The 10,793-nt window shown below is 75.4% G+C and carries 12 protein-coding genes; 5 read left to right on the top strand and 7 right to left on the bottom strand.

Going from position 1 to position 10,793, the window contains the following annotated elements:
* Both E1258_RS25090 and E1258_RS25095 read right to left on the bottom strand, forming a co-directional pair.
* Positions 1–819: SDR family oxidoreductase (locus tag E1258_RS25090; RefSeq protein ID WP_132405442.1), on the bottom strand; the 819-nt coding region annotated here is incomplete at its 3' end.
* A 24-nt stretch (positions 820–843) separates the two neighbouring features.
* Positions 844–2,358, bottom strand: a complete 1,515-nt coding sequence (locus E1258_RS25095; RefSeq protein ID WP_132405444.1) for an NAD(P)/FAD-dependent oxidoreductase — start codon at positions 2,356–2,358, stop codon at positions 844–846.
* A gap of 124 nt (positions 2,359–2,482) precedes the next feature.
* Here E1258_RS25095 and E1258_RS25100 point away from each other — a divergent pair, with 124 nt between their 5' ends.
* Both E1258_RS25100 and E1258_RS25105 read left to right on the top strand, forming a co-directional pair.
* On the top strand, positions 2,483–3,232 hold the full coding sequence (locus E1258_RS25100; protein WP_132405446.1) for a TetR/AcrR family transcriptional regulator: 750 nt from the start codon (positions 2,483–2,485) through the stop codon (positions 3,230–3,232).
* 7 nt (positions 3,233–3,239) lie between these two features.
* Positions 3,240–3,668: an archease gene (locus tag E1258_RS25105; protein ID WP_132405448.1), complete on the top strand. Its 429-nt coding sequence runs from the start codon at positions 3,240–3,242 to the stop codon at positions 3,666–3,668.
* 43 nt (positions 3,669–3,711) lie between these two features.
* On the opposite strand, the gene E1258_RS25110 is transcribed toward E1258_RS25105, so the two are convergent.
* Positions 3,712–5,130, bottom strand: coding sequence for an RtcB family protein (locus tag E1258_RS25110; RefSeq protein WP_132405450.1), 1,419 nt, complete (start codon positions 5,128–5,130; stop codon positions 3,712–3,714).
* Between the two features lie 115 nt (positions 5,131–5,245).
* On the opposite strand from E1258_RS25110, the gene E1258_RS25115 reads away from it, so the two are divergent.
* Together E1258_RS25115 and E1258_RS25120 are read left to right on the top strand one after the other, a co-directional pair.
* The gene (locus E1258_RS25115) at positions 5,246–6,217 is read left to right on the top strand and encodes a pentapeptide repeat-containing protein (RefSeq protein WP_243715671.1); all 972 of its coding nucleotides are present in this window, start codon (positions 5,246–5,248) and stop codon (positions 6,215–6,217) included.
* Positions 6,214–6,444: a hypothetical protein gene (locus E1258_RS25120; RefSeq protein WP_132405454.1), complete on the top strand. Its 231-nt coding sequence runs from the start codon at positions 6,214–6,216 to the stop codon at positions 6,442–6,444. The genes E1258_RS25115 and E1258_RS25120 overlap by 4 nt, the downstream gene beginning before the upstream one ends.
* Positions 6,445–6,524: 80 nt before the next feature.
* On the opposite strand, the gene E1258_RS25125 is transcribed toward E1258_RS25120, so the two are convergent.
* The 4 genes from E1258_RS25125 to E1258_RS25140 form a co-directional block, all read right to left on the bottom strand.
* Complete coding sequence (locus E1258_RS25125) at positions 6,525–6,725, bottom strand: ferredoxin (protein ID WP_371688684.1); 201 nt, start codon at positions 6,723–6,725, stop codon at positions 6,525–6,527.
* 4 nt (positions 6,726–6,729) lie between these two features.
* Complete coding sequence (locus E1258_RS25130) at positions 6,730–7,953, bottom strand: cytochrome P450 (RefSeq protein ID WP_132405456.1); 1,224 nt, start codon at positions 7,951–7,953, stop codon at positions 6,730–6,732.
* Between the two features lie 99 nt (positions 7,954–8,052).
* Positions 8,053–8,529 carry a ribonuclease HI gene (gene rnhA / locus E1258_RS25135; RefSeq protein ID WP_132405458.1) on the bottom strand — a complete coding sequence of 159 codons (477 nt, stop codon included), beginning with the start codon at positions 8,527–8,529 and terminating at the stop codon, positions 8,053–8,055.
* 152 nt (positions 8,530–8,681) lie between these two features.
* Entirely contained in the window at positions 8,682–9,872 is a 1,191-nt protein-coding gene (locus tag E1258_RS25140) for a lycopene cyclase family protein (protein WP_132405460.1), read from the bottom strand.
* 234 nt (positions 9,873–10,106) lie between these two features.
* Here E1258_RS25140 and E1258_RS25145 point away from each other — a divergent pair, with 234 nt between their 5' ends.
* A complete protein-coding gene (locus tag E1258_RS25145; RefSeq protein ID WP_132405462.1) occupies positions 10,107–10,598 on the top strand; it encodes a hypothetical protein in 492 nt (163 codons plus the stop codon).
* Positions 10,599–10,793 lie beyond the last annotated feature (195 nt).

The raw sequence follows: 10,793 nt of genomic DNA on the forward strand, positions 1-10,793 counted from the left end.
GTTCACGGCGAGGGCGAGGAGCCGGCCGAACCCGACGGGGGCGAGCCGGGACAGCAGGTCGGGCAGGCTCGCCGACCAGCCGATCAGCACCCGGCCCCGGCGGCGCTGCACGCCGTGCAGGATGACCTCGGCGGCGGTGGCCGGGTCGATGGTGAGCAACCGCTCGAACCGGCGGCGGGCGGCCTCGTACTCGTCGGCGGGCACGCCGCTGCCGACGCGCGCGTCCCGCGCGATGCGGGTACGGATGCCGCCGGGGTGCACGCACGTCACCCCGATCCCGTCGTCGACCAGCTCGTGGCGCAGCGCCTCGGTGAAGCCGCGCACGGCGAACTTGCTGGCCGAGTACGCGGTCTGCCCGGCGGGGGCGATGAGCCCGAAGAGGCTGGACACGTTGACCAGGTGGGCGCCCGGCTCGGCCTTGAGCGCGGGCAGCAGGGCACGGGTCAGCTGCACCACGGCCCGGAAGTTGACGTCGATCACCCAACCGAACTCGTCCGGGGTGACCTGGTCGAAGCGCCCGCCCAGTGCGACGCCGGCGTTGTTGACCAGCAGCCGCAGCCTCGGGTGGAGCCGGCGGACCTCCTCGGCCACCCGGGCCGTGGCGGCGGCGTCGGCCAGGTCGACCAGTGCGGTGGTGACCCGCCGGTCGGGGTGGGCGGCCCGCAGCGCGGCGGCCACGGCGGCGAGCCGGCCGGCGTCACGGTCGAGCAGCACCAGGTCGGTGCCGCGCCGGGCCAGGCCGTGGGCGAGGGCCTCGCCGATGCCGCCGGCCGCCCCGGTGACCACGGCGGTACCGGCCGCGAAGTCGAACCTGCGCACGTCGATCTCCCTCCGCCTCGCCGGTCAGCCGGCGGGGGTGCCGGCCGGACGGGCCCGGTCCCGCCGGTCCGTCGTGGGCGTCTGCGGCGCGCGCGAGAACCGTACGCCGGCGTCGGTGAGCCGGCCGTACCGCATGAGCAGCACGTCGCGGGCGTAGTTCTGGTGCAGTCGCCACGGCGTGGACGCGCCCTGTTTGGGCAGCGCTTCCACGCTGCGCAGCACGTACCCGGACTTGAGGTCGATGATCGGCTCCAGCTTCCCGCGGGCGGGGGCCAGCGGGGTGACGATCTGCTGGCCGGCGGCGTCCAGGTGACGCAGCAGCCGGCAGACGTACGCGGCGACGAGGTCGGCCTTGAGCGTCCAGGAGGCGTTTGTGTAGCCGATGGTCATCGCGAAATTCGGCACGTCGGAGAGCATCATGCCCTTGTAGGCGACCGTCCGGGCGAGGTCGACGCTCCGGCCGTCCACGGTGAGCGTCATGCCGCCGAGGGCGAGCAGGTTGAGCCCGGTGGCGGTGACGACGATGTCGGCGGCCAGCTCGACGCCGGAGGCGAGCCGGATGCCGGTGGGGGTGAAGGCGTCGATCCGGTCGGTCACCACGCAGGCGCGGCCGGCGCCGAGGGCGGTGAACAGGTCGCCGTCGGGAACCACGCAGAGCCGCTGGTCCCACGGATCGTAGCGGGGCGAGAAGTGCCGGTCGACGTCGTAGCCGGCCGGGAGGTGGCTCTTCGCCGCGCGTCGCAGGAACCGCTTGACCAGCTTCGGGGCGCGCCGGCTGAGCTGGAAGTTGGCCGTGCCGACCAGCACGTTCTTCCACCGCACCACCGGGTACGCGGCGTTCGCCGGCAGCCAGCGCCGCACCGCGTCGGCGAGCACGTCGCGCGACGGCAGCGCGATGACGTACGTGGGTGAGCGTTGCAGCATGGTGACGTGGGCGGCCCGCTCGGCCAGCGCCGGGACGAGGGTGACGGCGGTCGCGCCGCTGCCGATCACCACCACACGGCGGCCGGTGTGGTCGAGGTCGGCCGGCCAGTGCTGCGGGTGGACCAGCCGCCCGCCGTAGCACCCGACGCCCGGGAAGTCCGGCGTGTAGCCGGCGTCGTAGCGGTAGTAGCCGGAGCAGGCGAACAGGAAACCGCAGGTGAGGGCAACGTCCTCGCCAGTGTCCTCGCGGCGGGCGCGCACCGTCCAACGGGCCGTGGCGCTGTCCCACTCGGCGGCGAGCACCCGGTGGTGGAAGCGGATGTGCTGGTCCACCCCGTACTTGCGGGCGGTGTCGCGGACGTAGGCGCGGATCTGCTCGCCGCCGGCGATGGCCGCCGGGTCCGTCCAGGGCTGGAAGGAGTAGCCGAGGGTGAACATGTCCGAGTCGGACCGGACGCCCGGGTAGCGGAACAGGTCCCAGGTGCCGCCGATCGCGCCGCGCGCCTCCAGCGCCGCGTACGTCTTGTCGGGGCAGGCGCGGCGCAGTTGGCAGGCGGCGCCGACGCCGGAGAGGCCGGCGCCGACGATCAGCACGTCGACATGGTCGCAGGCCAAGGCGCGTCTCCCGTCGCAGGCTATGGACCGGACACTATCCAGCGCCGTCGACGTCGGTCAACACCCCGTCGGGCGGGATCGACGCGGTGTCGAGGCATCGACCGTACGGGTAGCATCTGCGCTCGTGACCGCCGCCCGTACGCCCTCCCACGCCAGCGCGACGCGAGGCCGGCGGTCGGGCCGCTCGGTCGGCGAGGACCGGGAGGTGGCCATCCTCGCCACCGCGGAGCGGCTGCTCGCGCAGCGGCCGTTCGGCGATGTTTCCGTCGACGACCTGGCGCGGGGCGCGGGCATCTCCCGGCCCACCTTCTACTTCTACTTCCCGTCGAAGGACGCGGTGCTGCTCACCCTCCTGGACCGGGTCACCGAGGAGGCCGACGCGGCCGCCGGGGACGTGCTGGACCGGCTCGCCGAGGATCCCCGGGCCCGGTGGCGGGAGGTGATCATGCGGTTCCACGAGACGTTCGGCGCGCACCGGGCGGTGGTGCTGGCCTGCGCCGAGGTGCGCGGCACGAACGCCGAGGTGCGCCGGCTGTGGGCACGGGTGCTGGAGCGCTGGGTGCAGGCCGTCGAGGTGGCGGTGGTGGCGGAGCGGCGACGGGGCGCCGCCCCGGACGGGCTGCCCGCCCGGGAGCTGGCCATCGCGTTGAACTCGATGAACGAGCGGGTCTGGTACGCCACCTTCGCCGCCGACGGGCCGGCCGTCGCCGAACGGGACGTGGTGGACGTGCTGCTCGACGTGTGGCTCACCACCATCTACCGGGGAGCAGCCCCGCCGCCGCACCGCGCGTCCCCATCGGCCGACGCGTTCCCGGGCCCGAAGGGCGCCCCCGGGGCCGGAACCCCGGCGGAGCGCGGCCCGCGCCCGGCATGATCGGGGCATGCAGCGAGGGTCGGGGCGCGGGCACCGCAGCGTCGCGCACACCGCCGACGTGCGGATCGAGGCGTGGGCGCCGGACCGGGAGGGCTGCCTGGCCGAGGCGGTGCCGGCGATGGTGGAGACCTTCGCCGACACCACCGGCGCGGGCGCGGGCACCGAGGCGGGCTTCGACGTGCCGGCGGGCACCGACGAGGACCTGCTGGTGGGCGTCCTCGACGAGGTGATCTTCCGGCTGGAGACCGAGGGGGTGCTGCCGGTCACCGCGCGGGTGACCGGCACCGGCGAGGGCGGCCTGCGGGTGCGCTGGCGGGTGGTGGCCGTCGACGCGGTGGAGCTGGTCGGCGCGGTGCCGAAGGCGGTGGCGCTGCACGGGCTGCGCTTCGGCCCGGGCCCGGACGGCTGGTCCTGTGCGGTGATCCTGGACGTGTGAGCGGGCGACCCGGCCGGGCGGGTGACGGGCCAGCGGCCCCCGCTCAGCCCTTGACCACGCCGAGCGGGACCAGCCGGGCCACCCGGCGGCACAACCCCGCCGCCTCGGCCACGTCGACCACGGCGGAGACGTCCTTGTACGCCTCCGGCGTCTCCTCGGCCAGCCCGCGCCACGACGCACCCCGCACCGCGATACCCCGGGCCTCCAGCTGTCGGCGCAGCTCCTGCCCGCGCACGGTCTTCGTGGCCTGGCTGCGGCTGCGCACCCGGCCCGCCCCGTGGCAGGTGGAGGCGAACGCCGGGGCGCCCGCGACGCCGGTGAGCACGTACGAGGCCGTGCCCATCGAGCCGGGGACGAGCACCGGCTGCCCGGCAGCGCGCAGGTCCCCGGGCAGTTCCGGGTGCCCGGGCGGCAGCGCGCGGGTGGCGCCCTTGCGGTGCACGCACAGCCGCCGGTCCGCGCCGTCGACCGCGTGTGTCTCGATCTTGGCAAGGTTGTGCGAGACGTCGTACACCAGGTCGAGTCCGCTGCCAGCGGTCCGGGCGAAGACCCGGCGGGCGGCGGCGGTGAGCAGTTGCCGGTTGGCCCGGGCGTAGTTCGCGGCGGCGGCCATCGCCCCCAGGTAGGCCCGTCCCTGCGCCGAGTCGACCGGCGCGCACGCGAGCTGCCGGTCGGGGACCTCGATGCCGTGCCGGGGCATGCTGCGCTCCATCGCCCGGACGTGGTCGGTGCAGATCTGGTGGCCCAGGCCGCGCGACCCGCAGTGGATCATCACGACGACCTGGCCGGCGCGCAGCCCGAACGCCGCCGCCACCGCCTCGTCGTGCACCTCGCCGACCGCCTGCACCTCAAGGAAGTGGTTGCCGGAGCCGAGACTGCCGACCTGCCCGCGGCCGCGCTGCACGGCGCGGTCGCTGACCTGCCCGGGGTCGGCGTCGTCGACCGCGCCGGTGTCCTCACAGCGGTCCAGGTCGCGTGGCACGCCGTGGCCGCGTTCGACGGCGTACCGGGAGCCGCCGCGCAGCACCGCGTCCAGCTCGGCCCGGTCGGTGAGGTGCCAGACCGCGCCCCGGCCCATGCCGCGCGGGATCGCCGCGTCGAGGCCGTCCATCAGCGCGTCGCGAACCCTGGGCAGGTCGGCCCGGTCGAGGTCGGCGGCGAGCAGCCGGACCCCGCAGGAGATGTCGAAGCCGACACCGCCCGGGGAGACCACCCCTGCGGCGGCCACGTCGGTGGCGGCGACGCCGCCGATCGGGAAGCCGTACCCCCAGTGCACGTCGGGCATGGCGTACGAGGCGCCGACGATGCCGGGCAGGGTCGCCACGTTCGCCACCTGCTCCAGGGACCGGTCGGCGCCGACGTCGGGGATCAGCGCCCGGGAGGCGAAGACGACCCCGGGCACCCGCATCGGGTCGCGCCGGTCGATCCGGAACCGGTACGGCGATTCCTCGACCAGCTCCATGCGCTGCGGCTACCCGTCCCGGGGCCGGCTACACCCGCCAGGGACGGCCGGCGGGACAATGGGGTGGCCCCGGGCGTCTCCGGGGCCGTCCCGGCGTCCCCAGGAGGACTCGACCGTGTCCGAGACAGCCCCGCCCGGCCCCCGTGACGAGCTGCGGGCGGACTGCGCCCGATGCTTCGGGCTGTGCTGCGTGGCGCCCGCCTTCGCCGCCTCGTCGGACTTCGCCCTGGACAAGCCCGCCGGGCAGCCGTGCCCGAACCTCGGCGACGGCTTCGGCTGCGGCATCCACCGGGACCTGCGCGCCCGGGGCTTCGCCGGGTGCACCGTCTTCGACTGCTTCGGGGCGGGACAGCAGGTCGCCCAGGTCACCTTCGCCGGCCGGGACTGGCGGACGGCCCCACGGACCGCGACCCGGATGTTCGAGGCGTTCGCCGTGATGCGCCCGCTGCACGAGCTGCTGTGGTACCTGACCCAGGCGGTGACGCTGACGGGGCCGGGCCCGCTGCGCGCCGAGCTGGAGGCGGCGCTGGCCGAGACCCGCAGGCTGACCGGCGGCAGCGCGCGGGAGCTGCTGGCACTGGACGTCGACGCGCACCGGGGGCGGGTGAACCCGCTGCTGTTGCGGACGAGCGAGCTGGCCCGCGGCGACCGGGCCGGCGCGGACCGCCGGGGTGCGGTGCTGGTCGCCGCCGACCTGCGCCGGGCCGACCTGGTCGGGGCGAACCTGCGCGGCGCGGTGCTGCTCGGGGCGGATCTGCGCGGCGCGGACCTCACGCTGGCCGATCTCACCGGTGTCGACCTGCGCGGCGCGGATGTGCGCGGCGCGGACCTGAGCGGCGCGCTGTTCCTGCACCAGTCCCAGGTCGACGCCGCCGGGGGTGATGACCGCACCGGGCTCGCGCCGGCGCTCGTCCGGCCGACGCACTGGTCCCGGCCGGTCGCCCCGGTCCGCTGGTCCCTGCCGGTCGCCCCGGTCCGCCGGTCCCTGCCGGTCGCCCCGGTCCGCCGGTCGGGCGGCGGGCCGGGGACGCCGCCGCTGACCCGGGGACGTTTGCCGGCCGACGGGGCGGGCACGAGTGCGTCATGACCAGTGAGCGACGCTTCGACCTAGCCAGCACCGACGAGCCGGACGGCGTGACGGCCCTGGAGGCCTCCCTGCGCCCGCCGGGCGATTCCCTGCACACGACCGGGGACACCGGGGACGACTTCGCCGACCTGCCCGCGGAGGACGCCCGGCCGGCCCGGGAGACGAGCCGCGCCGGCTACGACGTCGAGGCCGTCTCCGGTGCCACCGACCCCTCCCGCGAGCCCTGACCTAGTGGCGGGTGGTTCGCGTCGCCTGCGCAGGGTGCGACGGCGCAGACCACCCGGCCCGGTAGCCGGGGGCGAACGGTTCAGGTGAGGTGGATGGCGGCGGCCGGGCAGAGCCCGACGGCGCGGCGGACCCGGTCGGTCGCCTCCGGCGGGGGCTCGGGCCGCAGGAGCAGCACCAGCCCGTCGGCGTCGTCCTGGTCGAAGACGTCCGGCGCGGTGAGCACGCAGTTGCCCGACCCGCAGCAGGCGTCCCGGTCCACCGTCACCCGCAAGGTGCCCACCCTGTCACCAGGTAACCGGCAGGGTGTTGAGGCCGAACACGATCGACGTGTCGCGGGTCGACAGCTGTTCCGGCGGCACCGTGACGCGCAGTCCCGGGAAGCGGCGGGCCAGCTCGACCAGGGCGATGCGCAGCTCGGCGCGGGCAAGTGGCTGGCCGATGCACTGGTGCACCCCGAAGCCGAACGCGAAGTGCTGGTGGGCCTCGCGGTACGGGTCGAACTCCTCCGGGTTATCGAAGACCTTTGGGTCGCGGTTGGCCAGCGACAGCACCGCGACGGCGCCCTCCCCCGCCCGGATGAGGTGGCCACCGATCTCGGCGTCGGTGAGGGCCAGCCTGGGCAGCCCGGTACGCACCACGCTGAGGTAGCGCAGCAGCTCCTCGACCAGTATGGCAGCGCGGTCCGGGGCCGCGCGCAGCGCCGCGAACCGGCCCGGCTCGCGCAGCAGGAGCAGGGTGCTTAGGCTGATCATGTTGGCCGTGGTCTCGTGGCCGGCGACGAGCAGCAGCATGGCCATGCCGACCAGCTCGGCGACGGCGAGCTGCCCGGTGGCCACCCGGCCGCGCACCAGCCGGCTGATCAGGTCGTCCGCGCCGTCGGCGTCGGCCTGCCGGGCGAGGATCAGGTCGTGCAGGTAGCCCCGTAGCTCGCGCAGGTGGGCGGCGACCAGCTCCGCCGGCACCGTACGGTCGAGCAGGGTGCGGCTGCGGACCTGGAAGAAGTCGTGGTCGGCATAGGGGACGCCGAGCAGGTGGCAGATCACGACGGACGGCACCGGCAGCGCGAACGACTCGACCAGGTCGGCGGGTGGGCCGGCGGCGGCCAGGTCGTCCAGCGCCGCGTCGACGGTCTGCCGGATCAGCGGCTCGATCCGCCGCACATTCTTGATCATGAATTCGGCGGTGAGCATCCGGCGCAGGCGGGAATGTTCGGCGCCGTCCATCCGGATGAAGCCGCCCTGCAGGTCGAGGTCCGTCTGCGGGGGCAGGGGGCGCAGCAGCGGGAAGCCGGGACGCTCCAGGTCGGCGCTGAAACCGGGGTGACGCAGCAGTTGGCGCACGTCGGCGTGCCGGGTGACCAGCCAGGCGGGCACGCCGGTGGGCAGCCGGACCCGGGTGACGGGCCGGGCGAGCAGCCACCGCTGCTCGTCGTCGAGCAGGGCGAACGGGCCCTGGTCGAGGGTGGACGGAGGCCAGAGCGGCAGATCGGTAGCGGCGGTCGTGGTCACGCGGGACACCTTCCGTGACAACTGAGGGTGACGCACTCGATTCGAGACGTTACCGAGCGGTCCCCACCGGCACAAGCCCAGACCGTGACGGATCGTGACTCACCGGGCAGCGGCGACCCCCGCCCGAGCCTCGGCCATGCCCCGGTTGGCCAGGGCGTCGGCCCGCTCGTTCTCCGGGTGTCCATTGTGTCCCTTGACCCACAGCCAGGTCACCTGGTGCCGGGCGCAGGCCGCCTCCAGCCGCTGCCACAGGTCGGCATTCTTGACCGGCTGCTTCGCCGCGGTCACCCACCCGTTGCGCTTCCACCCGGCCAGCCAGCTGGTGATGCCGTTGCGCACGTACGTGCTGTCGGTGTGCAGCCGCACGGTGACCGGCCGGGTCAGACTCTCCAACGCCCGGATCGCGGCCATCAGCTCCATCCGGTTGTTGGTCGTGGGCGTCGCCTCGCCCCCGCACAGGTCCCGCTCGTGGGTGTTGTAGCGCAGCACCGCACCCCAGCCGCCCGGGCCCGGGTTGCCGCTGCACGCCCCGTCGGTCCAGATCTCCACGACCCCGCCGGCCGCCACGTCCGCCATGCCCGCAACCTACCGGTGCGCCGCGCGCCGCCGGCGCTGCGGGGCCGGGAATCCGGCGGCGTCGACCCGGCCGCTCTGGCTGGGTGGTCGATCCCGGCCACCGCCGTCCGGCTGTCAGGCGGGGCCGGCGCCGGCCGGCCCACCCATCGAGTTCACCCCGTGCGGCGCAGCCGGCGACGCAGCCGGCCGGCGGCGTCGCCGAGCACGGCGGAGGTCATCGGCAGCAGCGGGCTGGACCGCATCACCGCCAGGTCCTCGGCCAGGCTGGTGTCGCCGTCGAGGAAGCGCAGCACCCGCGACGCGGGGTTGCGGTCGAAGAGCCGGTCGAAGAACTCCGGGCCGCCGACCCGGCCGGTGTCCAGGGCCCGCAGCGCCACCGCGTCCATCCACAGGTGCCGTCGGGGGTACGCGGGCGCGGGCACCGGAGGCCGGCCGGCCGAAAGCGCGCGGGCCACCTGGTCGGCCTGGCGCAGCATCGCCGCAAAGGTGAACCCGGTGGAGGGTCGGGTGGCGCCGCCCGCCGTGCCCAGGCGCACCACCCGGGGTGAGGGGCGGCGCGGGAAGGGCGCGTCGGTCATCGGGATCACCCCGTCCTCCACCTCGCGCACGGTCAGCGCGGCCGGGTCCACGCCGAGGCGGCCGAGGTAGCCGCGCAGGGCGGCGTCGTACCCGTCGTCGGTGAGCGGCCGTGGGGAGAACTCGGTGTACTCGACCAGCGCGTACCGGTCGCTGACCGGCAGGACGTAGCCGAAGGAGACTCCCCGGTCGGGCTGCGGGGTGCGGAAGTCCATCAGCACCGCCCGCCGCGGGTCGAACAGCGGGGCGTCGGACTGCGCCCACCAGCCCCGGAAGTGCTGCAACCAGGAGGTCCGGCCGGGTCGCGCCGGCGGCCGGGGCCGCGAGTCGAACACCCAGGACGCCCGGACCAGCGCGGTGCCGTCCGCACCCCGCACCAGCACCCGGGCGCCGTCGTCGTCGAGGGCACCCACCACGGCGTCGAGCCGGACCGCCCCGAGCCGCCGTTCGGCCTCGGCGGCGCGGGCGTACACCGGGGCGGAGCGCAGCATCGCATACCGCAGCGGGGCGAGGTCGAGGACCCGTCGGCGGGTCGGCGTGGTCACCTCGACCTGCCGCCAGCTGGCGCTGAGCACCGGGTCGAGGCCCCCGCCCGGGCGGCCCCAGAACGCCCAGGTGCGGTCCTGGCCGCGCTTGCGCACCGGGTCGGCCACGGCGACCCGCAGCCCCCGCACTGCGTGCCGGTCCAGGGCGGCCAGCACGAGGGACGCGGCACCTCCGCCGCCGACCAGGGCGACGTCGACGTCGACCGGCGCGGACTCGTTCACCCCGACACGCTGTCACACCGCCGGGCAGGGCGCGGCACCGGCGCGGGCGCACCCGGACGGGCTCGGCCAACGAGCCGGCGCCGGGTGAACACGTGACGGCAAAGAAGAATTCTCATTTTCACCGGATCGGAGGCCCAACCCTCCTAGTGTTGGGCACACCGGTGCTTGTCACGGAGTTGGCCACCCGAACGACGTCCCACGCAGTCAGCGGACGAAATGTGAGGGAAGACGCGTATGAAGGCACAGTCAGTTCTCGGATCGGCGGCGCTCGGCGTGGGCCTCGGCACGCTCCTGCTCCCCGCCGCCGCCCTCGCCGACACCACGGTGTCACCGGCCACCACCCCGGTCGGCGGCACGGTGGTGCTCACCTCGACCTGCAACCCGAAGTCCGGCGACACGATCTTCCGCGTCACCGGTCCCGACCGGGACCAGAACGTCCGGTCCACCACCGCCGCCGCCAGCGGCGGGCTCAGCGCGGAACTGTTCACCGCCGGGTTCACCCTCGGCACCTACACGGTCACCGCGACCTGCGGCGACGGCACCTCCTCGGGCAGCGCGACGTTCACCGTCACCCCGATCGGCGCGGCACCGGCCGGCGCCGGAGCCGGAGCCGGAGCCGACGCCAGCGGCCTGCTCGCCGCCGGCGGCACCCTCGTCGGGGCCGCGGCCACCGGCGCGCTGGCGCTGGCCCGCCGCCGACGCCGGGGCGCCGCCGCCCGCGCCTGAGCCACCCGGATCGCACCATCCCACGGGTGCCCGCGTCGGCACACCGCCGATGCGGGCACCCGCCACCTGCCGAGAGGAGAGGCCCGTGGCCGGCGGCGACCGCACCCGCCGCAGCGCCGTCGCGCTGACCGCCCTCGCCGGCGTCGCCGGACTGGGACTACTCGCCGCCGCAGCGACCCGCACCCCTGCGCCTGT

The organism is Micromonospora sp. KC207 (assembly GCF_004348615.1).
Lineage (GTDB): Bacteria > Actinomycetota > Actinomycetes > Mycobacteriales > Micromonosporaceae > Micromonospora.

Bases quoted from the DNA above. Each gene is read 5' to 3' on its own strand.
- rnhA (WP_132405458.1), bottom strand. From the start codon at position 8,529: ATGGCGGACGTGGCGGCCGGCGGGGTCGTGGAGATCTGGACCGACGGG.
- E1258_RS25105 (WP_132405448.1), top strand. From the start codon at position 3,240: ATGCAGCGAGGGTCGGGGCGCGGGCACCGCAGCGTCGCGCACACCGCC.
- E1258_RS25110 (WP_132405450.1), bottom strand. From the start codon at position 5,130: ATGGAGCTGGTCGAGGAATCGCCGTACCGGTTCCGGATCGACCGGCGC.
- E1258_RS25120 (WP_132405454.1), top strand. From the start codon at position 6,214: ATGACCAGTGAGCGACGCTTCGACCTAGCCAGCACCGACGAGCCGGAC.
- E1258_RS25145 (WP_132405462.1), top strand. From the start codon at position 10,107: ATGAAGGCACAGTCAGTTCTCGGATCGGCGGCGCTCGGCGTGGGCCTC.